The 25116-nt window shown below is 70.4% G+C and carries 26 protein-coding genes; 10 read left to right on the top strand and 16 right to left on the bottom strand.

What is annotated here, in order from left to right; all coding sequences use genetic code 11:
* Positions 1–49: 49 nt before the first annotated feature.
* Both HBB12_RS04150 and HBB12_RS04145 read left to right on the top strand, forming a co-directional pair.
* The gene (locus HBB12_RS04150; protein ID WP_236988197.1) at positions 50–583 is read left to right on the top strand and encodes a GNAT family N-acetyltransferase; all 534 of its coding nucleotides are present in this window, start codon (positions 50–52) and stop codon (positions 581–583) included.
* Between the two features lie 72 nt (positions 584–655).
* Positions 656–994, top strand: a complete 339-nt coding sequence (locus HBB12_RS04145; protein WP_236988196.1) for a hypothetical protein — start codon at positions 656–658, stop codon at positions 992–994.
* Positions 995–1533: 539 nt separating this feature from the next.
* Here HBB12_RS04145 and fixJ read toward each other — a convergent pair.
* The 6 genes from fixJ to ccoG all read right to left on the bottom strand — a co-directional run bounded on the left by fixJ (position 1534) and on the right by ccoG (position 8771).
* Positions 1534–2145 carry a response regulator FixJ gene (gene fixJ / locus HBB12_RS04140; RefSeq protein ID WP_236988195.1) on the bottom strand — a complete coding sequence of 204 codons (612 nt, stop codon included), beginning with the start codon at positions 2143–2145 and terminating at the stop codon, positions 1534–1536.
* Positions 2135–3757 (bottom strand): PAS domain-containing sensor histidine kinase, encoded by a 1623-nt coding sequence (locus HBB12_RS04135; protein ID WP_442919225.1) that lies wholly within the window; start codon positions 3755–3757, stop codon positions 2135–2137. The genes fixJ and HBB12_RS04135 overlap by 11 nt, the downstream gene beginning before the upstream one ends.
* Positions 3758–3880: 123 nt before the next feature.
* Positions 3881–4018 carry a cbb3-type cytochrome oxidase assembly protein CcoS gene (gene ccoS, locus HBB12_RS04130; protein ID WP_236988193.1) on the bottom strand — a complete coding sequence of 46 codons (138 nt, stop codon included), beginning with the start codon at positions 4016–4018 and terminating at the stop codon, positions 3881–3883.
* 253 nt (positions 4019–4271) lie between these two features.
* Positions 4272–6590, bottom strand: coding sequence for a heavy metal translocating P-type ATPase (locus HBB12_RS04125; RefSeq protein ID WP_236988192.1), 2319 nt, complete (start codon positions 6588–6590; stop codon positions 4272–4274).
* Between the two features lie 271 nt (positions 6591–6861).
* Positions 6862–7359, bottom strand: a complete 498-nt coding sequence (locus HBB12_RS04120; protein ID WP_236988191.1) for a FixH family protein — start codon at positions 7357–7359, stop codon at positions 6862–6864.
* 2 nt (positions 7360–7361) lie between these two features.
* Positions 7362–8771: a cytochrome c oxidase accessory protein CcoG gene (gene ccoG, locus HBB12_RS04115; RefSeq protein WP_236992655.1), complete on the bottom strand. Its 1410-nt coding sequence runs from the start codon at positions 8769–8771 to the stop codon at positions 7362–7364.
* A gap of 452 nt (positions 8772–9223) precedes the next feature.
* On the opposite strand from ccoG, the gene HBB12_RS04110 reads away from it, so the two are divergent.
* Positions 9224–9460, top strand: a complete 237-nt coding sequence (locus HBB12_RS04110) for an AbrB/MazE/SpoVT family DNA-binding domain-containing protein (protein ID WP_236988190.1) — start codon at positions 9224–9226, stop codon at positions 9458–9460.
* A gap of 502 nt (positions 9461–9962) precedes the next feature.
* Positions 9963–11312, top strand: a complete 1350-nt coding sequence (locus HBB12_RS04105; RefSeq protein ID WP_236988189.1) for an IS701 family transposase — start codon at positions 9963–9965, stop codon at positions 11310–11312.
* Between the two features lie 170 nt (positions 11313–11482).
* Here HBB12_RS04105 and ccoP read toward each other — a convergent pair whose 3' ends face one another.
* The 4 genes from ccoP to ccoN form a co-directional block, all read right to left on the bottom strand.
* The gene (gene ccoP / locus HBB12_RS04100) at positions 11483–12346 is read right to left on the bottom strand and encodes a cytochrome-c oxidase, cbb3-type subunit III (protein WP_236988188.1); all 864 of its coding nucleotides are present in this window, start codon (positions 12344–12346) and stop codon (positions 11483–11485) included.
* 5 nt (positions 12347–12351) lie between these two features.
* Complete coding sequence (locus HBB12_RS04095) at positions 12352–12507, bottom strand: cbb3-type cytochrome c oxidase subunit 3 (RefSeq protein ID WP_428913983.1); 156 nt, start codon at positions 12505–12507, stop codon at positions 12352–12354.
* Complete coding sequence (gene ccoO / locus HBB12_RS04090) at positions 12507–13247, bottom strand: cytochrome-c oxidase, cbb3-type subunit II (RefSeq protein WP_236988187.1); 741 nt, start codon at positions 13245–13247, stop codon at positions 12507–12509. Before ccoO ends, HBB12_RS04095 begins: the two co-directional genes overlap by 1 nt.
* Positions 13248–13308: 61 nt before the next feature.
* Positions 13309–14967, bottom strand: coding sequence for a cytochrome-c oxidase, cbb3-type subunit I (ccoN, locus tag HBB12_RS04085; protein WP_442919224.1), 1659 nt, complete (start codon positions 14965–14967; stop codon positions 13309–13311).
* Positions 14968–15489: 522 nt separating this feature from the next.
* Here ccoN and HBB12_RS04080 point away from each other — a divergent pair.
* The 4 genes from HBB12_RS04080 (at position 15490) to HBB12_RS04065 (ending at position 19749) form a co-directional block, all read left to right on the top strand.
* The gene (locus tag HBB12_RS04080) at positions 15490–16104 is read left to right on the top strand and encodes a glutathione S-transferase family protein (protein ID WP_236988186.1); all 615 of its coding nucleotides are present in this window, start codon (positions 15490–15492) and stop codon (positions 16102–16104) included.
* 60 nt (positions 16105–16164) lie between these two features.
* On the top strand, positions 16165–18243 hold the full coding sequence (locus HBB12_RS04075) for a 2Fe-2S iron-sulfur cluster-binding protein (protein WP_236988185.1): 2079 nt from the start codon (positions 16165–16167) through the stop codon (positions 18241–18243).
* Positions 18244–18324: 81 nt separating this feature from the next.
* Entirely contained in the window at positions 18325–18789 is a 465-nt protein-coding gene (locus HBB12_RS04070; RefSeq protein WP_236988184.1) for a nuclear transport factor 2 family protein, read from the top strand.
* Between the two features lie 69 nt (positions 18790–18858).
* Positions 18859–19749: a LysR family transcriptional regulator gene (locus HBB12_RS04065; protein ID WP_236988183.1), complete on the top strand. Its 891-nt coding sequence runs from the start codon at positions 18859–18861 to the stop codon at positions 19747–19749.
* 118 nt (positions 19750–19867) lie between these two features.
* Here the strand turns inward: HBB12_RS04065 and HBB12_RS04060 are convergent, their stop codons facing one another.
* The 4 genes from HBB12_RS04060 to HBB12_RS04045 all read right to left on the bottom strand — a co-directional run bounded on the left by HBB12_RS04060 (position 19868) and on the right by HBB12_RS04045 (position 21703).
* The gene (locus HBB12_RS04060) at positions 19868–20083 is read right to left on the bottom strand and encodes a hypothetical protein (protein ID WP_236988182.1); all 216 of its coding nucleotides are present in this window, start codon (positions 20081–20083) and stop codon (positions 19868–19870) included.
* A 20-nt stretch (positions 20084–20103) separates the two neighbouring features.
* On the bottom strand, positions 20104–20274 hold the full coding sequence (locus tag HBB12_RS04055; protein ID WP_236988181.1) for a hypothetical protein: 171 nt from the start codon (positions 20272–20274) through the stop codon (positions 20104–20106).
* Between the two features lie 709 nt (positions 20275–20983).
* A complete protein-coding gene (locus tag HBB12_RS04050) occupies positions 20984–21259 on the bottom strand; it encodes a hypothetical protein (RefSeq protein WP_236988180.1) in 276 nt (91 codons plus the stop codon).
* Between the two features lie 171 nt (positions 21260–21430).
* On the bottom strand, positions 21431–21703 hold the full coding sequence (locus HBB12_RS04045; RefSeq protein ID WP_236988178.1) for a DUF6894 family protein: 273 nt from the start codon (positions 21701–21703) through the stop codon (positions 21431–21433).
* A 383-nt stretch (positions 21704–22086) separates the two neighbouring features.
* On the opposite strand from HBB12_RS04045, the gene HBB12_RS04040 reads away from it, so the two are divergent.
* Complete coding sequence (locus HBB12_RS04040; RefSeq protein ID WP_336886927.1) at positions 22087–22386, top strand: hypothetical protein; 300 nt, start codon at positions 22087–22089, stop codon at positions 22384–22386.
* A 109-nt stretch (positions 22387–22495) separates the two neighbouring features.
* Here HBB12_RS04040 and uraH read toward each other — a convergent pair whose 3' ends face one another.
* Positions 22496–22876, bottom strand: coding sequence for a hydroxyisourate hydrolase (gene uraH / locus HBB12_RS04035; protein ID WP_236988177.1), 381 nt, complete (start codon positions 22874–22876; stop codon positions 22496–22498).
* A 120-nt stretch (positions 22877–22996) separates the two neighbouring features.
* On the opposite strand from uraH, the gene HBB12_RS04030 reads away from it, so the two are divergent.
* Positions 22997–24352 (top strand): 8-oxoguanine deaminase, encoded by a 1356-nt coding sequence (locus HBB12_RS04030; protein WP_236988176.1) that lies wholly within the window; start codon positions 22997–22999, stop codon positions 24350–24352.
* Here HBB12_RS04030 and HBB12_RS04025 read toward each other — a convergent pair.
* The gene (locus tag HBB12_RS04025) at positions 24349–25080 is read right to left on the bottom strand and encodes an aspartate/glutamate racemase family protein (RefSeq protein ID WP_236988175.1); all 732 of its coding nucleotides are present in this window, start codon (positions 25078–25080) and stop codon (positions 24349–24351) included. The two genes, HBB12_RS04030 and HBB12_RS04025, sit on opposite strands and share 4 nt — an antisense overlap.
* Positions 25081–25116 lie beyond the last annotated feature (36 nt).

The following is a 25116-nucleotide window of genomic DNA, read 5'->3' as shown; positions in this document are numbered from 1 at the left end:
CTGCAGGGGCGCCCTCGTTCCGTTTTCTCCCGACAGGACATCCCGCCGCATGGTCGCTTATGCCGGCTCCATCCCGCTGCTCGGAGGCCTGGGGCTCCGCCCCATCCGCCCGACGGACCAGGACTTCCTGCTGCAGCTCTTCGTCGAGTCGCGCCCCTGGCTCACCTGGGCCGCCGACGACCGCGACTTCCTGCAGACGCTCTACGAGCAGCAGTTCAAGGCCCTGCGGACCGGGCTCGAGACGGTCTATCCCGAGCATCTGGACTTCATCGTCGAGCGCACGGGCCAGGCGGTTGGGCGCCTCGTGGTCGATCTCGGCTACCATGACTGGCGCATCACCGAACTGGCGATCGTCGCGGCGGCCCGCGGCAAGGGCATCGGCACCGACCTCGTGCGCAGCCTCCAGATGGCGGCCGAGCAGCAGCGCCTGCCGATCACCCTCTCGACCCCGATGGCCGGCGCCACCGACGGGCGGAGCCTCTACGAGCGCCTGGGCTTCCAGGTCACGGCCGTGCGCCCGCCGCTCTACGAGATGGCCTGGCTCCCGGCCTGCCTGCGGGCGCCTCAGCCGGCCGGCGCTTGACATCGCCCGCGAGCGGCGGATGGTCGGCCCGAGGCCGCGCCGCGACATCGGCGGCCCCCAGGAGATGATTCGATGGACTGGGCCGCCGCTTCCTACCGGGCGCGTCGGCTGGTCCGGGCCCGCCAGCGTCTCGTCCCGGAGCGGATCTCCCTCGCGCTGATCGATGCCTTCGCGGCGCAAGGAACGGTCACCGCGGCCGGGATGCGGGCGCTCGTGCCGCCAGAGCGGGTCGCCACCATCCTGGGCCTCGTGACGACGGCCGTCCACGGCACCGGCCACGTGCCGGCGAAGAGCGGCTGGTACCGGCGCGACGAGAACGGCGCCTTCGTCATCGATCCCGGCTTCGCCGTCGCCTGGTTGGCCGCGCGGGCCTGCGACGCCCCGCTGCCCGGCCCGGCCGGGGCGCGGTGAGGCGGCGCGGGGTCGATCTCCCGAAAACCGAAATCATCCCAACGGTCGTTGAGAACGACCTTTGGTTCCGTTCTCGAATTTTCGCCAAGCCCGAGGTCCCGGACTTCTGGGCTTGGTGTCGAAAGCTCGAGATGGGTCGACGGCCCCGTCGACCTCGGGCTTGCCCGAGATCGAATCGATGCGTCAGCATCTTGGGCCGTTGGTATCAGGCGTGCGATACCCTATTCTCCCAACCTCATCCTGAGGTGTCGGCGATCGGAGATCGCACCCGATCTTCGATCGACCGACCTCGAAGGAGGGCTCCAGAAATCGCCATGGTCTCTGGAGCCCTCCTTCGAGGCTCCCTGCGGTCGAATGCGATCGTCGATCGCCAGCACCTCATCCTGAGGTCGCGGGTGGGATGCCCGAATACCCGTCGGCCCAATCACCGCCGCTCATACGAAATCCGATTGATTGCTTCGCAATGCGGATTTCGGCTTCGCTCAGGCGCCGCGCGGGCTGGTGATACGAAATCCGGAAGGGATCTTCCGGATTTCGTATCACGCCCCCCTCCCCGCCGCCAGGGCGGCGCGGACGAGCTCGGCCAGGCTCCCGGCCTGCATCTTCGCCATCACGTTGGCGCGGTAGATCTCGACCGTGCGCGGGCTGATGCCGAGATCCTGGGCGATGACCTTGTTGGGCTTGCCGGCCACCAGTTCGTCGAGCACCTGTACCTCCCGCTCCGACAGCGAGGCGACGCGCTGGCGGATCCCGGCCGCGGCGGCGTCCCGCTCGGCGCTCCGGCGGCCGGATGCGAGGGCGGCGCGCACCGCGGCGAGGAAGACCTCGTCGTCGAACGGCTTCTCGATGAAGTCGGCCGCGCCCTCCCGCATCGCCGCGACGGCGAGCGGCACGTCGGCGTGGCCGGTCATCACGATCACCGGCGCCGCCTCGCCGCGGGCCTTCAGGCGGCGCAGGAGCTCGATCCCGTCGAGGCCCGGCATCCGCACGTCGGTGACGATGCAGCCCGAGACCCGCGCGACCGCCTCCAGGAAGGCCGTGGCGGAATCGTGCAGGCGCACCGGGATCCCGTCCGAGGCGAGCAGGAAGGCGAGCGACTGCCGGACCGCCCGGTCGTCGTCGACCACGTGCACCAGCGGCTCATCGGGCATCGTCCAGCTCCCTCCTGTCCACCGCCCGCAGGCTGAAGCGGAACTCGGTCCCCTGCCCTTGCCCCTGACCGTGCCGGGATTCGGCGCGGATCTTGCCGCCATGCGCCTCCACGATGGTGCGGCAGATCGAGAGCCCGACCCCCATCCCCTGCGGTTTGGTGGTCACGAAGGGCTGGAACAGGCGCGAGGCCACCTCCGGGGCGAGGCCTGGGCCGGTATCCGCGACGCCGATCTCGACGAGGCCGTCCCCGGGCAGCGCCCGGGTCGACACGCGCAGCTCGCGCCGGGGCGAGTCCTGCATCGCCTCGATGGCGTTGCGGATCAGGTTGAGCAGCACCTGCTGCACCTGGATCCGGTCGGCCAGCACCAGCGGCGCCGCCGGGTCGAGGGCGAAGGTGACGTGGACGCCGCGCTCCTTGGCGCCGACGAGGGCGAGCGCGCTCGCCTCCTCGATGAGCTTGGGCAGTTCCTCGATGTGGCGCTCGCCCTCGCCGCGGGCGACGAACTCGCGCAGGTGGCGGATGACCTGACCCGCCCGCAGGGCCTGGTCGGCGGCCTGGTCGACCGCGCCGGCGAGCATCGCCATCTCGGGGGGCGGCGTGCCGGCGCCCTGCATCCGGTCGATGAGGCGGCGGCAGCCCTTGAGGTAGCTGGCGATGGCGGTGAGCGGCTGGTTGATCTCGTGGGCGAGCGTCGAGGCCATCTCGCCCAGCGCGGTGAAGCGCGACATGTGCACCAGCTCGGATTGCAGTTCCTGCAGCCGGGTCTCGGTGCGCTGGCGCTCGGTGAGGTCGCGGATGAAGCCCGTGAAGTAGCGCGCGCCCGAGGAGCGCATCTCGCCGACCGCCAGTTCCATCGGAAAGGTCGAGCCGTCCCGGCGCTGGCCGACCACGACGCGGCCGATGCCGATGATGCGCCGCTCGCCGGTGGCGAGGTAGCGGGCCATGTAGGAATCGTGCCGGCTGCGATAGGGCTCGGGCATCAGCAGGCTGATGTTATGGCCCACCACCTCCTCGGGGGCGTAGCCGAACTGGCGCACGGCGGCGGCGCTGAAGGACTGGATCCGGGCCGCCTCGTCGATCACCACCATGGCGTCCGGCACCGTCTCGAGGATCGAGCGCAGATGCGCCTCGCGGGCGCGCAGCTCGGTCTCGGCCTGGCGCTGCGCCCGGATGCTGAACACCACCCCGCGGTGGCGCAAGGGTCCCCCCTCCGGGTCGATCTCCACGGTCCCGCGGGAGCGCAGCCAGTCGGTCTCGCCGTCGGGACGCACGACGCGGTAATCGACCTCGTAGCTGCCGCCCCGGTCCAGCGCCCGCCGGATGACGCTCGCCCGGGCCTCGCGGTCGTCGGGATGGACCAGGCTTTGCGTCGCCTCGAAGGTGCCCAGGCGCTCGGGCGGCACGCCGAACAGCCGGGCGCCGCTCGGCGAGACGGTGATGCGGCCGGTGCCAGGATCGAGCGACCAGAAGCAGATGCCGACCTCGTCGAGCGTCTGGCGCAGCTCCTCGGCGTTCGGGGCGCCGGGAGGCGGCGTCTCGGGGGCGGCGGTCACGGCCGAAGTCGGGCCGCCGGGACCTCTTCCGGTCGAGACCCGCCGCACCGCCCGCATGCCACGCCCATCGAATCCCCGTCCCTCGTCACGCCCGGGTGCCGCTGAACCCGATGCGGCGCAAGGTGCCCCAGGCCGGGCGGGAATGCCAGTCCGGCCGGCCGTCCCTGTCAGGTCTTGGGGTTAGTCGTCCGACAGGGCCCGCAGCTCGGCGCCCTCGATGTCGTCGTACTGGCCGGAGCGCAACGCCCACAGGAAGGCGGCAAGCCCGAGCCCGCCGAGGCCGAGCGCGATCGGGATGACGAGGAGAAGCACGCTCATTGGAGTCGATCCTCGGATGATTCGGGACCAGGTAAGTCGGGATAAGAGTCTGCTTGGATGATCGGCATCGTTTGTCCCGTCCACAACCTCATCCTGAGGTGTCAGTCGATTGAAGATCGACTGACCTCGAAGGAGGGCTCCAGACGACGCAGAGGTTCCTGGAGCCCTCCTTCGAGGCTGCTGCAGGCAGCAGCACCTCAGGATGAGGCCGCGGGTGGGATGGAGAAATGCTTCGCCATGCTCTCCCTGAACCTCAAACAGGCTCTCCGATGACGTGTGCGCCAGGGTCCGCCGCCGGCGCGGCTTCGGGCTCCGGCCTGACCGGCAGCGGGCCCCGCGCCCGCAGGGCGTTGAGCGTGACGACCACCGACGAGCCCGACATGGCGAGCGCGGCGATCAGCGGCGTCAGCCAGCCGGCGGCGGCGAGCGGCACCGCGACGAGGTTGTAGGCGGCGGCGAGCCACAGGTTCTGGAGCATCAGGGTCCTGGCCCGCGCGCCGACCGCCAGCACCGACAGGACCGGGGCGAGGTTGCGGCCGAGGAACAGGGCGTCGGCGGCGGCCTGGCTCACATGGGCGGCGGTGACCGGCGAGAGCGAGGCATGCGCGGCGGCGAGCGCCGGCGCGTCGTTGAGCCCGTCGCCGACCATCAGCACCCGCCGGCCGGCCTGCTCCAAAGCCGCGATGCGGGCGATCTTGTCCTGCGGGGTCAGGCCGGCCTCCCATTCCGCGACGCCGAGCCGCCCGGCGATCGCCGCGACCGCGGAGGCGCGGTCGCCCGACAGGACGACCACCCGGCGGCCCGACGCCCGCAAGGCCACCACCACCTCCGCCGCGTCCGGGCGCAGGGCCTGGCGGACCGGATAGGCGACGGGCTCCCCCTCCCCGGCCCGGAAGCAGATCACCGAGGCCTCCGGATCGGCGGAGAGCGACGTGGCGGCCTGGGCTTCGGCCCCGCAGAAGGCCGGGGAACCGAGGCGGAGTTCGACGCCGTCGACCACCACCCGCACGCCGAATCCGGCCGCCTCCTGCGCGCCCGGCCAGGGCTCGGCGCCGGGGACGGTTCTCGCCAGCGCCGCCGCCATCGGATGGCGGCTCGACAGGGCGAGGCGGGCCGCCTGCGCCAGGATCGCCGGGTCCCCGGATACGGCCAGGATCGGCTCCGGCAGGGTGAGGGTCCCGGTCTTGTCGAACACCACCGTGTCGACCTGCGCGAAACGCTCCAGGGCGGTGCCGTCGGCGAGCAGCACGCCGTCGCGAAACAGCGCCCCCGCCGCGACCACCTGGACGGCGGGGATCGCCAGACCGAGCGCGCAGGGGCAGGTGACGATCAGGACCGCGACCGCGATCATCACGGCGGCATGCGGGCCGGCACCCGCCAGGAGCCAGGCGACGAAGGCCAGGGCGGCGGCGGTGTGGACCAGGGGCACGTAGAGCCGGGTCGCCCGGTCGGCGAGCACCAGCGCGCGGGAGCGCGCCTCGAGGGCCCGGCGCATCAGCCCCTCGACCTCGTCGAGGAGCGTTCCCCCCGCGACGGCCGTGACCGCGACGACGAGGGCCCCGTCGCCGTTGAGGGCGCCGGCATGGACCGCCTCGCCCTCCCCGACCGGCACGGACGCGGTCTCGCCGGTGACGAGGCTGCGGTCGAGGTCCGAGCGCCCGCGCTCGACGATCCCGTCGACCGGCACCCGCTCGCCCGGGCGCACCAGCACGCGGTCGCCGGGAGCGAGGTCCGGGAGCGGCACGTCCCGCACCGATCCTTCGGCGTCGATGCGGGCGGCATTCTCGCTGCGCAGGGCCGCCAGGTTCTCGGCCAGCGCCCGGGTGCGCCGGCGCATCGCCTGGTCGAGCACCCGGCCGATCAGCAGGAAGAACAGCAGCATGATCGCGCCGTCGAAATAGGCGTGGGTCGCACCCCGCGCCGTCTCGACCACCGACATCACCAGCGTCAGCACCACGCCCAGGGTGATGGGGAAGTCCATGGTGATCCGCCCGGCGCGCAGGCCCCGCAAGGCGCCTTCGTAGAACGGCCGGCCGGCATAGGCCGCCGCCGGCAGGGCGACCAGGGCCTGGATCCAGTGGAAGAGGTCGCGGTTCTCCGGCGCCATGTCGGAGACGTTGCCGGCCCAGACCGAGATCGCGAGCAGCATCACGTTCATCGACGCGAAGCCCGCCACCGCCATGGCGCGGATCAGCCGCTCGGTCTCCGCCGCCTCGGCATCGGCGGGCCGGCGCGGATCGAAGGGATACGCAGCGTAGCCGAGGCGGTCGAGCCGCTCCAGGACCGCGCCGATCTCCGCCTCGGCTCCCGGCGCCCAGGCGACGGCGAGGCGCCGGTCGGAGAGGTTGAGGCGCGCGCTCGCGACGCCCGGCACCTCCGACACGCCGCGCTCGATCGCGCTCATGCAGGCGGCGCAGCGCACGCCCTCGACGGCGAATTCCGCCCGGGCGATGCCCGTGGGGCCACGGGAGACGAAGGCCTTGTAGTTGCGCCCGAGGGAGGGCCGGGTATTCGCCTCGCTCCACGAGGCATGGGCCTCGACATAGGCCAGCGCGGCATCGGTGCAGCACATCGGATCGCCTCGGATTCTCACAGCATGCTTGGGTTGCGCGCCCAGCACCGCAACGAAATTGCCTGTCCCATCCGTGACCTCATCCCGAGATGCTGGCGATCGGAGATCGCAGACTGAAAGGAGCCTCGAAGGATGGTTCCAGAGATCGCAGAATTTTCTTGACCCCTCCTTCTAGGTCAGTCGATTTTCAATCGCGTGCGATCTTCGATTGCCAACACTTCAGGATGAGGCTGTGGGTGGGATACAGTACGTCGATCAGTCAAACAGGTTCTCAATCGAGGGTCAGGCGGCGTTCGCGCCGCAGCTCGACCCCGTCGGGGCCCCACACCTCGACGACGAGGCGCCACTGGCCGCCCGGCAGTTCCTCGACCCGGCCGGCATAGGTGCCGGGCGCCGTCTCGGCGAGGGCGAGGCTCCGGTCGGCGCGGGCATCGGTGGGGCGTTCCAGCCGGGCGCGCAGGTCCTTGCCCGCCAGGAGGTCCCCGGTCTTCGCCCGCACCAGGACGGCGAGCGTCGCGCCCGTGCCGGCCCGGGCGACGGCGCTCTCCAGCTGCCAGCCGCGCGCGTCCTGCGCCCGGGCCTGGGCGAGGTCTGAATTGTAGACCTGGCCGGCATGGTAGGGCGATGCGACCTCGAGCCCCGACCAGGTGCGTAGCGCGGACGTGACCAGGAAGGCGTCGGCGCTCGCGACCGTGCCGAAGAAGCCGACGAGGATGAGGAAGATGCGCCGCCCGGTCAGGCGGAACGGTGCGGCGGTGGGGGCGTGCATGGTCAGGGCGCCTTGAAGTGGTCCTGCGCCAGCGCGGTCTCGCCCGAGACCGGATCGGCGAGGCGGAAGGTCAGCGGAATCGAGCCGGCGGTGCCGGGGGGCGCGAAGACGAGGACGCGGATCTCCCGCGTCGCGTCGGCCGGCACCGCGATCTCCCCCTCCGGCGCGCCCACGATGTCGGTGCGGGCGCCGGGCAGGCCTTCGACGGCGAGGGTCAGGTCGCGCGCGAACGGGCGCTTGTTGATGACCCGCACCGTGTAGCCGTTGCGGATGCCGCCCTCCGAGAGCGTGACGAAGAGCGGGTTGCGGTCGTGGAGGACGTTCACGCCGGTGAAGCTGCGGGTCGCGAGCGTGGTCAGCATGAAGCCGCCGATGCCGGCCACCAGCAGCCCGTAGGCGATGGTGCGCGGGCGCAGGATCTTCCGGACCGGCGGCTGGCCCGCGGCCCGGCGCCGGCAATTCGCTTCTGTGTCGTAGGCGATGAGGCCGGTCGGGCGCCCGAGCTTCACCATGACGGCGTCGCAGGCATCGGCGCAGAGGCCGCACTGGATGCAGGGCATCTGGAGCCCGTCGCGGATGTCGATCCCCGCCGGGCAGGCGGTGACGCAGGCGAAGCAATCGACGCAGTCGCCGGCCGGCTGCCCGGCGGCGCGCAGGGCTCGCGACCGCTTGACCGAGGCACGCGGCTCGCCGCGATCGACCCGGTAGAGGATGTTGAGCGAGTGCTCGTCGGTGAGCGAGCCCTGGATGCGCGGCCAGGGGCACATGTAGGTGCAGACCTGCTCGCGCATGTGGCCGGCGAGCACGTAGGTCGTCGCGGTCAGCGTCAGGATGGCGAAGACGGCCTGGGGCGGGGCCTGGAAGGTCGCGAGCCGGTGCACCAGCGTCGGCGCGTCGGCGAAGTAGAGCACCCAGGCGCCGCCGGTCCACCACGCGATCAGGAGCCAGATCGCATGCTTCATGGTGCGCAACGCGACCTTCTCGATCGACCACGGCGCGGCGTCGAGCTTGAGCCGCGCCCGGCGGTCGCCCTCGACCAGGCGCTCGACCGCGAGGAAGAGGTCGGTCCACACCGTCTGCGGGCAGAGATAGCCGCACCAGATCCGGCCGGCGACCGCGTTCATCAGGAACAGGATCAGGGCCGCCAGGATCAGCAGGCCCATGACGTAGGTGACCTCCTGCGGCCACAGCTCGATGAAGAAGACGTAGAACCGGCCCCGGTCGAGGTCGATCAGCACCGCCTGCGACGGCGCGCCCGGGCCGCGGTCCCAGCGCAGGAACGGCACGATGTAGTAGATGGCGAGGGTGACCGCCAGGATGATCCACTTCGCGGTACGGAAGCGCCCGCGCACGGCTTGCGGCTGGATCTTGCGCCGCGCCTCGTAGAGCGCGCCGTTCGGCGCCGACACCATTCGCCGGGTCGCCGCCTGGCCGAACTTCTTGGTGCGGCCCTCGATCAGGGTCGTGCGGGACCTGGCCGAGGTGGTGGTTTGGATCGTCCGCACGGGTTCCGTCGAGGCCATCGCCGCTTGTCCAGCCGCCCGGGAACGGGCGCTCGATGTCTTCGGCCGGCAAGCGGCTCCGGGCATTGATCTCGCGCAATCGGCGGGGCGGCCTGGGCGCCCACAACCCGGGTCTGGACGACGAACACCGTCATTCGGGCAGGCGATGGCACGACCCGTTCGCCCCTGATGCGCCAGGCACGTTTCGGTACTAAAGCATTTTCCGACGAAGTGGATACCGGTTCGTCGCAGAAAATGTGGCAAAACCAAAGACCTAGAGAGCTTCGCGATTGCAACGCGATCGTGAAGTGCTCTAGACTGCCGTTCGGTGCAAATCTGATGGTGATGCCATGACATCCCAGGTGGCCAAGATCGTGGACGGGGGCAAGCTGGTTATTCCAGAAAGCTTTCGTCGTGAACTGGGTTTCAACGTCGGTGATACCGTCGTCATCGAGTTGGTCGACGGCGAATTGCGGGTTCATTCACGCAACGCCGCGATCGCCAACGCCCGCCGATTGATGCGGCAGCTCGTACCGGATGACGTCAGCCTGGCCGACGAACTGATCGCAGATCGGCGCGCCGAAGCGGCGGGCGAATAATGCCATGGCGGATGGCTTCGTCCTGCATGCTTCGGCTTTGCCATGCCTGCTGCACGATGAATCCGGTGCCGATCGGGTCGAGGCTGTCCTGGGCGGGCAATTCAAACTAAGTCTATTTGCAGCATAGTATACGACACGGATGGCTGATCGAGTGCGGGAGTGACGATCGCCGCGCCAGAACCCTCCCCCCCTCTGCGGGCTATCGCATTCACACATCTCGGTCGGAGCACTTTCTCCTTTGATGGGAGAGCACCTCCCCTCCCCCTTGTGGGGAGGGGTTTGGGGGTGGGGGTGGTGCAGGCGGCACCGCCGCGCTCGATCCGGCACCACCCCCACCCCTAGCCCCTCCCCACAAGGGGGAGGGGAGGCGCCTCAATTTTCAATGAGTTAGCCCTCAGCTCGACTTTGGCCATTTTTGGCGGGTCGGCAGGCTGAGTGGAGGTGGGGTGACGAAGCGGGCGTAACGGGTAGGCTGGCGCTGTTTCGAGCAAGAGACACCGTCATGCCGGACCTGCCCGCCCGCTTCGCCGGGATCATCCTGGCCTTCGCGCCGCTGTTCGTCCACCGCTCCTGGTGCCACGCCCGGATCCTGCTCCTGGGCGCCATCCTGGCTCCGGGCCGGCGCACGGTCGCCAGCTTGCTGCGGATCATGGGCCGTGCCCATGAGCGTCGCTTCGTCAACTTCCACCGCGTCCTCAACCGCGCCGCCTGGTCGCCTCACGCCGGCGCCCGCATCCTGCTCGGACACCTGATCACGGCGTTCGCGCCGCGCGGCCCGGTGGTGCTGGGCCTCGACGACACGATCGAGCGGCGCTGGGGCAAGCGCATCAGGGCCCGCGGCATCTATCGTGATCCGGTCCGCTCCTCCGGCAGCCACTTCGTCAAGACCAGCGGCCTGCGCTGGCTCGGCCTGATGCTGCTGGCCCCGATCCCCTTTGCCCAGCGGGTCTGGGCGTTGCCCTTCCTCACCGCCCTCGTGCCCTCCGAGCGCGCCTGCCGCGAGCAGGGCCACCGGCACAAGCCTCTGCTCGCGGTCGGGCGCCAACTCGTCCTCCAGGCGCGCCGCTGGCTGCCGGGGCGCGACCTCGTGCTGGTAGCCGACAGCAGCTTTGCGGCGCTTGCCTTCCTGGCCGCCCTGAGCCACCGCGGCGTGACGGTCATCACCCGCTTGCGCCTCGATGCGGCCCTCTACGATCCGGCTCCGCCTCGCCGGCCCGGCACGGTCGGACGTCCGCGCATCAAGGGCGCGCGGCGCCCGAGCCTGGCGCAGGTTCTCACGGCCGAGGAGACCCGGTGGCATCGGCTCACCGTGGCGGGCTGGTACGGGACCGGCGAGCGCACGATCGAGGTCGCCAGCGACACGGCCGTCTGGTGGCATACCGGCCTGCCGGCGGTGCCGGTCCACTGGGTGCTGATCCGCGATCCCGAGGAGCGCTTCTCACCCCAGGCCTTGCTGTGTACCGACCTGGCCCGTGATCCCGAACAGATCCTGACGTGGTTCGTGCGGCGCTGGAGCGTCGAGGTCACCTTCCAGGAGACCCGCGCCCACCTGGGCGTCGAGACCCAGCGCCAGTGGTCGGACAAGGCGATCACCCGCACTACCCCCTGCCTGCTCGCCCTGTTCTCAATCGTCACCCTACTGGCCGCGCGACTCCGGGCCCGCGAGCGCAAGGCGGCGCAGGCCGCCTGGTATCCGAAAGCTCGACCTACCTTCTCGGATGCGCTGGCCAGCGTGCGCCGGGCGCTCTGGCGCGAACAGGCTTTGGCAACGTCCCGCCGTCGGCGAGACACAACAAAACCTCGCTTCGCTCTGCCACCGCCCTGGACCTACGCCCTCTGCAACGCAGCCTGAAGGGCCAAAGTGGAGGGAGAATTGTGAATCCGATAGCCTCTACGGGGGAGGGTTCATGCTCTCTGCCGTTGCTGCCGCACCGCGGACCGTGCTGATCAAGCTACCGCAGAGTTCCAAGACCAGGCACGGGGGAAAACTCGAGGAGCGGCGTGTCCGCGGGTAGAGCCCCGCTACTTCCCACCCCCGAGCCCATGGACGTAAACCGCCAGCGACTTGATGGTGGCAGGGTCCAGCCTCCCCTCCCAGGTCGGCATCACGCCCTTGCGGCCGCCCTGGATCGTCGCCACCACCTCCTGCGGCGCGGCGCCGTAGAGCCAGACCGCGTCGGTGAGGTTGGGGGCGCCCATCTCCGGATTGCCCTTGCCCTGCTCGCCGTGGCAGGCGGCGCAGTTCTGGGCAAAGAGCGCGGCGCCCTTCTCCAGGCTGAGAGCCGGCGCGAAGGCCTTGCCGGACAGGGACAGGACGTAGTTCGCCACCGTCTCGACCTCGTCGCGCTTCAGGATTCCGTCGCGGCCGAAGGCCGGCATCTCGCCCGTGCGGGTGTCGGCGTGGCCGGAGCGGATGCCGACGCGGATCGTCTCGGCGATCGTCTCGAGACCCCCGCCCCAGAGCCAGTCGTCGTCCTGGAGGTTGGGGTAGCCGGCCCGGCCGGTCGCGGCGGTGCCGTGGCAGGCGGCGCAATTGTCGCCGAAGGCCGCCTTGCCGGTGGCGAGGGCCAGCGGCAGCAGGGTCGGATCGGCCTCGATCGCCGCGAGATCGGCGGATGCGAGCTTGTCCTGGCCCAAAACCGCGCGGGCCGCCCGGGTCGTGGCCACATCGGCCAGCACCGCGGCGCGGGACGAGTAGCCGAGGAGGCCGCGCGTGTGGTCGAAGACCAGCGGCCAGGCCGGATAGGCGATCCAGTAGCCGAAGGCCCAGACGATCGTGGCGTAGAGCGAATACAGCCACCAGCGCGGCAGCGGGTTGTTGTACTCGGCGATGCCGTCCCACTCGTGGCCGGTGGTCTCGGGATGGGAGGTCTTGGTGTCGGTCACGAGGCTCACTCCTCGTCGAGGGGCAGGCGGGCGGCGGCGTCGAACCGGCCCTGGTTGCGCGGCCAGAGCGCGTAGAGGGTGGCTCCGGCAAACAAGGCGACGAAGTAGAGAAGGCCGCTCGTCTGGGCGAAGCGGGAGGCGAGGTCGTAGGTCACGGGCATCACCTCAGGTTCTTCTTGTCGTCGTAGAGCTTGAAGTCGACCATCGTGCCGAGCACCTGGAGGTAGGCGACGAGGGCGTCGAGCTCGGTGACGCGGCCCTTCTCGCCGGGGGCGTGCAGGACGGCGCCGGGGTAGCGCTGTCGGAGACCCGCATCCGCGCCCTCGGGGTCGAGCTGGGCGGCGAGATCGCTTCCCGCCCGCAGGATCATCTCCGGGCCGTAGGGCACGCCGAGCCTGGCATTCGCCGTCAGGTCGTCGGCGATCGCCTCGGCGTCGAGGGGCCGGTCGAGGAAGCCGTAGGCCGGCATGATCGAGCCGGGGACGACGGCGCGCGGGTCCTTCAGGTGCTCGCGGTGCCAGGCGTCGGAATACTTCTCCCCGACCCGGGCGAGGTCGGGCCCGGTGCGCTTCGAGCCCCACTGGAACGGGTGGTCGTACATGGATTCGGCGGCGAGGGAGAAATGGCCGTAGCGCTCGACCTCGTCGCGCATCGGCCGCACCATCTGGCTGTGGCAGAGATAGCAGCCCTCGCGCACGTAGATGTTGCGGCCGGCCAGTTCCAGCGGCGTGTAGGGCCGCACGCCCGCCGCCGCCTCGATGGTGCTCTTCAGGTAGAACAGCGGGACGATCTCGATCAGGCCGCCGATGGCGACGACGATCAGGATGCCGATCAGCAGCAGGATCGAGTTCTTCTCGAAGAATTCATGCCTCTTCCAGAGGCCGGGCTGGGCGATGGCCATGGCCGGGGTGCTTTCGCTTGCGATGAGGTGACGGGGCCCGCCGGCGGGCGGGCCCGGGAGATCACTCGGCCGGGACCAGGGCGGCGTTGGCGACGGAATTCCGCTCGCCCGCCTCGCGGCCGAGGATCGTCATGGCGAGGTTGTAGGCCATGATCAGCGCGCCGATCAGGAACAAGACGCCGCCGAGCGCCCGCACGAGGTAGTAGGGCTGCATCGCCTCGACGGTCTCGACGAAGGAATATTCGAGGAAGCCGAAGCTGTTAGTGGCCCGCCACATCAGGCCCTGCATGATCCCGGCGACCCACATCGCGGTGATGTAGAGGACGATGCCGAGCGTCGAGACCCAGAAGTGCCACTCGACGAGGCGGAGCGAATAGACCTCGCGGCGGTTCCACAGCCACGGCACCAGGCAGTACAAGGCGCCGAAGGACACGTAGGCGACCCAGCCGAGGGCGCCGGAATGGACGTGGCCGATGGTCCAGTCGGTGTAGTGGCTGAGCGCGTTGACCGCCTTGATCGACATCATCGGCCCCTCGAAGGTCGCCATGCCGTAGAAGGCCAGCGACACGACCATCAGGCGCAGGATCGGATCGGTGCGAAGCTTGTCCCAGGCGCCCGAGAGCGTCATCAGGCCGTTGATCATCCCGCCCCAGGACGGCATCCACAGCATGATCGAGAAGGTCATGCCGAGCGTCTGGGCCCAGTCCGGCAGCGCGGTGTAGTGCAGATGGTGCGGGCCGGCCCAGATATACATGAAGATCAGGGCCCAGAAGTGGATGATCGACAGCCGGTAGGAATAGATCGGCCGCCCGGCCCGCTTCGGGATGAAGTAGTACATGATGGCGAGGAAGCCGGCGGTGAGGAAGAAGCCGACGGCGTTGTGGCCGTACCACCACTGCACCAGCGCGTCCTGCACGCCGGAGAAGATCGGGTACGACTTCGAGCCGAACACGGTCACCGGCAGGCTGAGGTTGTTGACGACGTGCAGCATCGCGATGGTGACGATGAAGGCGAGGTAGAACCAGTTCGCCACGAAGATGTGCGGCTCGCGCCTCTTCGCGAGGGTGGCGAGGAAGACGACGAGGTAGACGACCCAGACCACCGTCAGCCAGAGGTCGGCGTACCATTCCGGCTCGGCATATTCCTTCGACTGGGTCACGCCCATCAGGTAGCCGGTGCCGGCCACGACGATGAACAGGTTGTAGCCGAGCACCACGAACCACGGCGCGAGATCGCCCGCGAGCCGCACCCGGCAGGTCCGCTGCACCACGTAGAGCGAGGTCGCGATCAGGACGTTGCCGCCGAAGGCGAAGATCACCGCCGAGGTGTGCAGCGGGCGCAGGCGCCCGAAGGTGGTGTATTCGAGCCCGAGATTGAGCGAGGGCGCCCAGAGCTGGAAGGCGATGATGCAGCCGACCAGGAACCCGGCAAGGCCCCATCCCATCGCGGCGATGGCGGCGAACTTCACCGGACCCAGGTTGTAGTTCGGCTTGCCGCCGATCTCCTGCGGGATCGGCTCGGGGTCGCGGGCGGCGTAGCGGCGCAGGATCGCCACGATGCCGGCGACCGCCGCCAGGGAAAACAGGCCGGTATGCAGACCGTAAGCCGGATCGACCGCCTTGGCCGAGGCGATCAGGCACAGGAGGGCGGCAAGGCCCAAGGCGGCGCACAGGCCCGCCTCCCCTTCGGTCATGTATTTGGGTGCGGGACTGGCGGACATGGCTGGATCGGTTCGCTCCAGGCGCGGATGCGGGACGAACCCGATGTGCCGGTGGCGCGGGTCTGGAGCCTTGATCTGCGTCAATCGCCCTGGGACGCTCCGCGCATCAAAAGCCTGCCCGTTAAAAGATGAGGCGCGTGTTTTCCCCTCTCCCCGCGGGCGGGGAGAGGACTTCATCGACCTTGTCGTCGATGAAGCGAGCGCAGGCGAAAGCCGGAGCGAGGGTGAGGGGGCGGTGCCGGAAGAGTCTCATCCGGAGACACCCCCCTCACCCTCGCCCTGCGGGCTTGCTGCGAACCCGACAAGGGGTTCGCAGCCCTCTCCCCGCCCGCGGGGAGAGGGGAAACCCACGCCTGTTCTTTCCCCGAACAGCCCTGAGCAGTGTGGAGAAGCAAACAGTTATTATTCCAGAATCCGGAATGATGAACTGCCGAATGCGCGCATTCTCGATGGCGCCCGATCCCCGCATGGTACGGGGGCGGTTCGGGCAAGGCCGGGCCACGGAAACGAGGATCCGCGATCATGAAGCTCTATCACCACCCGCTCTCGGGCCATGCCCACCGGGCCCGGCTGTTCCTCGCGCTGCTCGGCGTGCCGCACAAGGCGATCGAGGTCGATTTGAGGGCGGGGGCGCACAAGCGGCCCGACTTCCTGGCCCTCAACCCCTTCGGCCAGGTGCCGGTGCTCGACGACGACGGCATCGTCATCGCGGATTCGAACGCCATCCTGGTCTACGTGGCGAAGAAGCTCGGCCGGACCGACTGGCTGCCGGAGAACGCAGAGGCCGCGGCCGCCGTGCAGCGCTGGCTGTCGGTCGCCGCCGGCGAGCTGGCCTACGGCCCCGCCGCCGCCCGGCTCGTCACGGTGTTCGGCGCCGATTTCCGCCCCGAGGAGGTGATCGGACGGGCCCATACCCTGCTGCGGCGCCTGGAGGCGCACCTGACCGGCCGCGACTGGCTGGTGGGCGGGCATCCGACGATCGCGGATGTCGCGCTCTACAGCTATCTGGCGCGGGCCCCCGAGGGTAACGTCGACCTGTCGGACTATCGGAACGTCGTCGCGTACTTGCGCCGGATCGAGGCCCTGCCGGGCTTCCTCCCCTTCGCGGAGACCCCGGCCGGCCTCAGCGCCGCCTGACCCCACCTGTCCGGGCGCGCCGTCAGGCTGCGCCCGACCGAACCGGACGGGAGATGCATGATGAGCGATGGTTCGACGATGACGGGGCCTTCCGCCCCCCAGGCTTCGCCCTGGCATCCGGGCGAGACGGCCATCCAGGAGCAGGTCGGCGTCGCCGCGCGGATGGCGGAGGTCGGCCGGCGGGTGGTGCGGGACTTCATGCCGGAGCAGCACCGCGCCTTCTTCGCGCAGCTCCCGTTCCTCGTCGCCGGTAGTGTCGACCCGCAGGGCGACGCCTGGGCGACGCTGATCGCCGGTGCGCCGGGTTTCGTCGCCGCGCCGAGCCCGAGGGCGCTCACCATCGCGGCGCGGCCCGATCCGGGCGACCCGGCGAGCTTGGGCTTGCGCGAGGGCGAGGCGATCGGTCTCCTCGGCATCGAGCTGCACACCCGCCGCCGCAACCGGGTGAACGGCGTCATCCGCGGATCGGCGGAGGGCCTCCTGCGAGTCGAGGTCGAGCAGAGCTTCGGCAATTGCCCGCAATACATCCAGCTGCGCGACGGCGCGGCGATCCGTGATCCGCAGCGGGCCGTCGCGAGCGACGTCGAGGAGAGCGGCGCCCTCGACGACGCGGCCCGCGCCACGATCGCGGCCGCCGACACCTTCTTCGTCGCCTCCTACGCCGAGCAGGGCGGGCACCGTCAGGTCGACGTCTCGCATCGCGGCGGCAAGGCCGGCTTCGTGCGGGTCGCCGCCGACGGCACGCTCACGATTCCCGATTTCGCCGGCAACCTGTTCTTCGCGACCTTGGGCAACATCCTGCTCAACGGCAAGGCCGGCCTGGTCTTCGCAGATTTCGCGACCGGCGACCTGCTGCAGCTGACGGGCGACGCCGAAATCGTCCTGTCCTCACCCGAGATCGCCGCCTTTCAGGGTGCCGAGCGGCTCTGGACGGTCCGGCCGCGCCGGGTGGTGCGGCGGCGCGGCGCGCTGCCCCGGCGCTGGACTTTCCGGCCGGACGGCTGGTCGCCCAATTCGCTGATGACCGGCGACTGGCGTGAGGCCGCCGACCGGCTCCGTGCCGCCGACCTCGCGACGCGGTGGCGCCCGTTCACCGTCACCCGGATCGTCGACGAGAGCCGGACGATCCGCTCCTTCCATCTCCGGCCGGCGGACGGGGCCGGGCTCGTCCCGCACCGGGCCGGGCAGCACCTGCCGATCCGCGTGACGCTGCCCGGGCAGGAGACGCCGGTCATCCGCACCTACACGCTCTCGGTCGCGCCGTCGGATGCGACGTACCGGATCAGCGTCAAGCGGGACGGCGCGGTGTCCCGCCACCTGCACGAGACCTTGCGGGTGGGAGATGAGATCGAGGCCCGCGCCCCGGCCGGCGGCTTCACCATCGACGCGCAAGGCCGGCGCCCGGCCGTTCTGCTCGCCGGCGGGGTCGGCATCACGCCGCTCCTCGCGATGCTGCGCCACGTCGTCTACGAGGGCCTGCGGACCCGGCGCGTCCGGCCGACCGTTCTGGTCCAGGCCGCCCGGTCCCGGGAGGACCGGCCCTTCGCCCGCGAGTTGGCCGAGCTCGCCGCCGCTTCCGGCGGCGCGGTGCGGCTCGTGCGGGTGCTCAGCGAGCCCGGCGACGCCGTCGCGGGGGTCGATTACGACGTCGCCGGCCGGATCGACAGGGCGCTGCTGGCCCGCCTCCTGCCGTTCGGCGATGACGACTTCTATCTCTGCGGCCCGCCCGCCTTCACGCAAGGACTCTATGACGCCCTGCGCGGCCTCAACGTCGCCGACGACCGCATCCACGCCGAGGCGTTCGGCCCCTCCTCGCTCGTGCGCAGCGGGCCGGCGGCAGCCGCAAGGCCGGAGCGCCCGCCCGCCGCGGCGGAGCCGGTCGCGGTCGCTTTCCTGAATTCCTCCAAGGAGGCGCGCTGGACGCCGGAATCCGGAATGCTGCTGGACCTCGCCGAGGCCCGCGGCCTCAGTCCCGAATTCAGCTGCCGGGAAGGCTCCTGCGGGACCTGCAGGACCCGGCTGCTTGCCGGCGCCGTCACCTACGCCAAGGAACCCGCGGCGGCGGTCGCAGCGGACGAGGTCCTGATCTGCTCGGCCGTCCCGGCCATGGGCAGCGGGCCCGTCCATCTCGCCCTGTGAGTCTCGCCCCGGCGGCCATCGACCCCGCCGCCGTCCTCCGTCACGTTGCCCCGATCCCGCAAAATCCTAGAGGAGTATCCGATGTCCCGTCCCCCGCTGCCGCCCTTCACCGAGGCGAGCGCCATCGACAAGGTCCGCCTCGCCGAGGACGGCTGGAACGGCCGCGATCCGGCCAAGGTCGCCCTCGCCTACACCCCGGACACGCGCTGGCGGAACCGTGCCGAGTTCCTCACCGGGCGCCAGGAGGTCGAGGCCTTCCTGACCCGCAAGTGGAACCGCGAACTCGACTATCGCCTGATCAAGGAGATCTGGGCGTTTTCCGGCAACCGCATCGCGGTGCGCTACGCCTACGAGTACCACGACGACAGCGGCCAGTGGTTCCGCGCCTACGGCAACGAGAACTGGGAATTCGCCGAGGACGGCCTGATGCGCACCCGGCATTCGAGCATCAACGAGCACCCGATCCGCGAGGAGGAGCGCCGGTTCCACTGGCCCCTCGGCCGCCGGCCGGACGACCATCCGGGCCTCAGCCATTTCGGATTCTGAGACGATCGTACTCGTATCACCGGCCCTGCGACGGCGGCGCGTCGCCGCCGCAGGGCCAGGAGGGGAACCATGGATCGCCTGCAGGCCATGCGCATCGTCGCGACGGTCGCCGAGGCGGCGAGCTTCGCCGAGGCCGCGCGGCGGCTGCACATGAGCCCGCCGGCGGTGACGCGGGCGGTGGCGGCCCTGGAGGAGGCGATCGGCGCCCGGCTGTTCGTGCGCACCACGCGTTCGGTGAAGCTCACCGAGGCGGGCGGCCGCTACCATGAGGATTGCCGCCGCATCCTCGCCGACATCGCCGAGGCGGAGGCCGCGGCCGCCGGCTCCTACGCCACGCCGTCCGGCGCGCTCGCCGTCACCGCCTCGGTCCTGTTCGGCGGGATGCACGTCCTGCCGATCGTGACCGAGTATCTCGACCTCTACCCGACCATGACCGCCCGGACCCTGTTCGTCGACCGGCAGGTCAACATCGTCGAGGAAGGGATCGATGTCGCGATCCGCATCGGCCACCTACCGGATTCCGGCTTCACGGCCGTCCGGGTCGGCGCGGTCCGCCGGGTCGTCTGCGGCGCTCCCTCCTATTTCGCGACGCACGGGATGCCGGCGACGCCCCAGGACCTGAAGCATCACCGCCTCGCCATGTCGACCGGGTCCTGGGCCTCGACCGAGTGGCGCTTCGGACAGGATCAGCGCGTGACGGTCCAGCCCGCCCTCCTGAGCAACACCAACGAGGCCGGCATCGCGGCGGCGCTCGCGGGCTGGGGGCTGACGCGGGCGCTCTCCTACCAGGTCGGGCCCGCCCTGCTCGACGGCCGGCTGATGGTCGCCCTCGCCGAATACGAGGAGGCGCCGCTCCCCATCCACGTCGTCCATCCCGACGGGCGGCAGGCGCCGGCCAAGGTGCGCACCTTCGTCGACCTCGCCGTGGCGCGGCTGCGCGCGAACCGGTTCCTCGGCTGACGCTCAGGTTGCCGCTCGCGCGTTCGGCCGACCAGGCGCGACCAGAGCCCGCCGGCAATCGCCGACGTGTCGAGCGGGCGGATGTCCTGGGAATAGTGCCCGGTATAGGGATTCACGATCATCCGGTCGCGGCACTCCCCCACCCCGGTCCGCGATTCTTGATGGCCGAGAGCGAGCCGACCTGCCCTTCGAGGGCGCTTGACCGCTCGTGGGTCGCGCCGAGATCCGCCTCCAGCTGCGCCTCGGCGGTGCGGGCGATGCGCTCGTTGCGGATCTGGAACAGCTCGGCACCCTCGGGAACGGCGGTCCCGACCTTCGGGGGCGGGTCGGACACGACGCGATCCGGTAGCGTCGTCAGCCGATGTAAGGCCAGGCCCGCAGCGGGCAGGCGCCGCCTGGATGCGACGCGGCCCCGGCCGCTCCCTCCCGGTCGATCGGGACGATATGCGCCGCCATGACGGGCCTCGCAGGGCTCGCGCCGGCGAGGATGGCGGCGGCCGTGACGATCCGGAGGATGGTGAGCATCGTGCCTGCCCCTGCTGCCTGGACTTTCGCAGCCGCGATCGGCCGTCGGTGGCGAGGCGTATAGGAGGCGGGCATTGCCTGCGTGTTGCGTGCCCCGTTGCGTGGGCGGAACCGTGACGCCTCCGGTCTAAGCAGATTTCGCAAAAGTGGCCGCCGGTTTTGCGGAAAAAATCTGCGATAAAACAAGGATCTAAGCGGACGAAGCGTTGGCCTGCCAACGCAAGTCTGCTTAGGGCGCTTCACGATCGCGTTGCAATCGCGAAGCTCTCTAGGCCTTTGTTTTGACGCATTTTCTGCGACGAACCGGTTTCCACTTCGTCGGAAAATGCTCTTGCCGGACCGATGCGCCCCCGAGCGTCATCGGCCTCCTTTCCGTCGATCGCGGCCCGGATTCGGGGTGCGACGATCCGGTCACGAGCGCGCCGGCACGAGCGGCGCGGCCGGAAACGAGGCATTATCGGCCTGCCGGATGGCGGCACCGCTTGTTAGGCTTTGCGGGCCCGGCGGGGCGCATGGCGTCGCGCGCCGAAAGGGGCGGCCCTCCCGGGCCGCCCCTTTCGGCGCGCGGAACACGGCCCCCGATCTCGTGCGGACGGATCGCCCGGCTCGTTCGAAGTCACGAGGGACCGGTGTCGCTCACCGGATGCACGGGGCCGCGACGGGTCCCCTGCCAAGAAACCTGCAACTCTAAATCTGCAGCTCCAAACCTTCAGCTCTTCTTGGCCCGCGCCTTCGGGGCAGCCTTGGTGACGGTTTTGGCGCCGGTCTTGGGAGCGGCCTTCGCGGCGGCCTTGGAGGCTGCCGCGGCCTCATCCTCGGCCTCACGGGCGAGGCGCAGGGCCTTGAGGCGAGCCGTATTGTCGTCGCGGCTACGCTCCGCATTGGCAAGGTCGGACCAGGCCTGCGCCGCCATCTCGGCCTGCATCTGGGCCCGCGCCGCGCGGGTCTCGGCCTGTCCGCGCGCGGTGCTGTCTTGGGTCGCCATGACGTCATCCCTCTTGCGAGGCGCGGGCGAGCCGCGGCCTCGGAGGGCGCCGGGCCGAACGTGCCGCCGAGTGCGGCCCGCCCCCGGCGCCCTCCCTGCATGTAGGGCGCGGCGGACGATTGTCATGGTCTCACGGCCACGGAGCAGGGGTGGTCCAGTGTCGCGACGGCCTCAATGGGCGTTCGGCGTCCCGTGCCACGGCTCCTCGGGCGCGTCCCCCGCCAGGGCCTCGGCGAAGGGGAATTCGAGCACCACCTCGCCGGCCTCGTCGGTCACCACCAGGCTCGCGGCAAGCAGCCGATCCTGGTTCTTCGGGTCGTCCATCATCGAGCGGATGATCGCGCGCGAGGCCTCCCAGGCATGATCGGGATCACGCAATTCTTCACCGCTCAGATCGGTGATGACGTCCTGGCCGATGTGAGTGTTGAAGAAGTATCGGGGCATGGGCAGTCCTTCCGGCCGAGCGTCGGCTCTACCTGCCCTGTTCGTCCCTCCGGGACCAGTCCCCTGATCGGGGGATGCCATGCCGATTTCGACGCGATGGCCCGATTGGGGGTCGAGAATGACGAGTCCCATCGTCAACTCCTGTGCAACGCGCCCCGCCGCCCATGCCCAGTGAGACCGCAACTTGTGGCAGAGATGAGGCCCGTCGCGTGGGCCGTCCCGCGCGGACGCCGGGTGCCGCGGAAAACCGTCGATCAGCCGGCTATGGTCTACTTGCGCCGGGACCGGGATTCGGCTTTGCTGACGTTGGGCAACCGACGCAACGCAAGGTCGCGGAATACCGGCGGCGTTCGGCCTCGTCCCAGGGAGCCTCGAGACGTCCGATGCTGTGGCGCATCACACCATGGAGCCGCAAGGCCGACGCACCTGCCCTCGTCGGCGGGTTCGACCCGATCTACTATCTCGGCAAGAATCCGGATGTCGCGGCCGAAGGCTGCGATCCCCTCGAGCATTACCTGCATTTCGGCTGGCGCGAGGGGCGCGATCCCTCCGCCGAGTTCAGCACCAGGGGCTACCTCTCGGCCAATCCCGACGTGGAGCGAGCGGGGATCAATCCGCTGCTCCATTACCGCGAGCACGGCCTGGCCGAGCGCCGCCGGGGCTGGCAGAAGCCGGGCGCCTGATGCGGTTTCCGGACGATCCGTTCGGAAACCGCATCAGCCAGCCCGCGCGGCACCTGAGCGAAGCCGGTTTCCGCATCGCGAAGCGATCAATCGGAAACCGGATGATCCGTCAGCTGCCGCGATAGGTGCTGTAGGAGTAGGGCGCGATCAGCAGCGGCACGTGGTAGTGGCTCAGGCCGGACCGGACCACGAAGCGCACCGGCACCTCGTCGAGGAAGTCGCCGGCACCGTCGTCGCCCGCGCCCGCGAAATAGGCGCCGACCGCGAAGACCAGCTCGTAGATGCCGGGCACCAGGGCCTCCCCGGCGAGCAGCGGCGCGTCGCAGCGCCCGTCCGCGTTGGTGAGGGTGCGGGCGACCTCCTCCCGCGCGCCGCCGGCCAGGCGCCAGAGCTGCACCGCCACCCCGGCGGCCGGACGGCCACGGGCGGTGTCGAGCACGTGGGTGGTCAGGCGCGGGGTCTCGTGACTCGACGCGGTGTGGCTCGACATGGCGGGATCTCCGGTCTCGGCGTCCCGGGGTGCCCGACGGCTGCCGCTTGGTCAAGCGCCGCTTGACCCGCGGCCTCCCCGGCGCCCAGCATGCCGGTCCCGACCCGCCGGAGCCCCCGCATGGCCACGCTTCTCCTGCGCAACGCCGACCGCCTCGTCACCATGGACGAGGGCCGGCGCGAGATCGAGCACGGCTTCGTGCTGGTCGAGGACAACCGCATCGTCGCGGTCGGCGGGCCGGAGGCGGTGCCCGACACCGCCGATACGGTGATCGACCTCGCCGGCCACGTGCTGCTGCCCGGCCTCGTCAACACCCATCACCACATGTACCAGTCGCTTACCCGCGCCGTGCCGGAGGCGCAGGACGCGGATCTGTTCGGCTGGCTGAAGGCGCTCTATCCGATCTGGGCCCGGCTCACGCCCGAGATGGTGCGAGTCTCGACGCAAACCGCGATGGCCGAGCTGATCCTCTCGGGCTGCACCACGTCGAGCGATCACCTCTACCTCTATCCCAACGGCTGCCGCCTCGACGACAGCATCGAAGCGGCCGACGAGATCGGCCTGCGCTTCCACGCCGCCCGCGGGGCGATGAGCGTGGGCGAGAGCGCCGGCGGGCTGCCGCCCGATGCGCTGGTGGAGGACGAGGCCGCGATCCTCACGGACACCCGCCGGTTGATCGAGACCTGGCACGACCCCACGCCTTACGCGATGCGCCGGATCGTGGTGGCGCCGTGCTCGCCCTTCTCGGTCAGCGAAGGCCTGATGCGCGATGCAGCCGTGCTCGCCCGGTCCTACGGCGTCTCGCTCCACACCCACCTTGCCGAGAACCAGGACGACGTCACGTATAGCCGCGAGCGATTCGGGAAGACACCGGCCGAATACGCCGCCGATCTCGGCTGGGTCGGGCCGGATGTCTGGCACGCCCATTGCGTCAAGCTCGACGAGGACGGCATCCGGCTGTTTGCCCGCACCGGGACCGGTGTGGCGCATTGCCCGTGCTCGAACATGCGGCTCGCCTCCGGCATCGCCCCGGTGCCGCGGATGCGCTGCGAGGGCGTACCGGTCGGCCTCGGCGTCGACGGCTCGGCCTCGAACGATGGCGGGCACCTGCTGGGCGAGGTGCGCCAGGCGATGCTGCTCGCCCGCGTCGGCTATGGGCCAGCCGCCATGACGGCTCGGCAGGCCCTGGAGATCGCGACCCTGGGCGGGGCGAAGGTGCTAGGGCGCGACGATATCGGCGCGCTCGCGCCCGGCATGGCGGCCGATTGCGTCGCCTTCGACCTGCGGGGGCTCAGCCTCGCGGGCGCCCTGCACGACCCGGTCGCGGCTCTGGTGTTCTGTGCGCCGCCGGGCGTGGCTTTGAGCGTCGTCAACGGACGGATCGTGGTGCGGGACGGGCGGTTGCTCACGCTGGAGACGGAGCGGCTGGCGGAGCGGCACAACGCGCTCAGCCGGCGGCTGGTGAACGGCAATTAGCCGTCCGCCAGCGCCCAATCCACCGCCGCCTCGGCATGGATCGCCGTCGTATCGAAGAGCGGCACCGGGCTGTCCTCCGGCCGCACCAGCAGCATGATCTCTGTGCAGCCGAGGATGACGGCCTGCGCGCCCCGCGCGACCAGCCGGGCGATGACCGCCCGGTAGGCCTCGCGCGAGGCCGGCAGCGCCCGGCCCCGGACCAGTTCCTCGTAGATCACCCGATGCACCTCGGCCCGGTCCTCGGCCTCGGGCACCAGTACGTCGAGGCTGTGGCGCGCAGCGAGCCGGCCCTTGTAGAAATCCTGCTCCATGGTGAAGGCGGTTCCGAGCAAGCCCACTCGGGACAGGCCGGCGGCGCGGATCCGCTCCGCGGTCGGGTCGGCGATGTGCAGCAAGGGCAGGCCGATCGCCGCCTGCACCGCGTCGGCCATGCGGTGCATGGTGTTGGTGCAGATCACCACGATATCGGCCCCGCCCCGCTCCAGCCGCCGGGCGGCGTCGATCAGCGCGGCCGTCGCCTCGTCCCAGCGGCCGGCATGCTGCAAGGCTTCGATCTCGCCGAAATCGAACGACCACATCAGGCAGCGCGCCGAGCGCAAACCCCCGAGGCGGTCCCGCACCGTCTCGTTGATGATGCGGTAATACTCGGCCGAGCTTTCCCAGCTCATCCCGCCGATCAGGCCGATGACCTTCTGCTGCATCGTCAGGCCCTTCGCGATCGAGGACATGTCACGCGATGACCTGCCGCCGGCGGTCCGGCGGCA

The organism is Methylobacterium sp. SyP6R, assembly GCF_019216885.1.
Classification (GTDB): domain Bacteria; phylum Pseudomonadota; class Alphaproteobacteria; order Rhizobiales; family Beijerinckiaceae; genus Methylobacterium.
The sequence above is the reverse complement of the archived record's forward strand: the minus strand, read 5'-3'. Positions and strand labels throughout refer to the sequence as shown.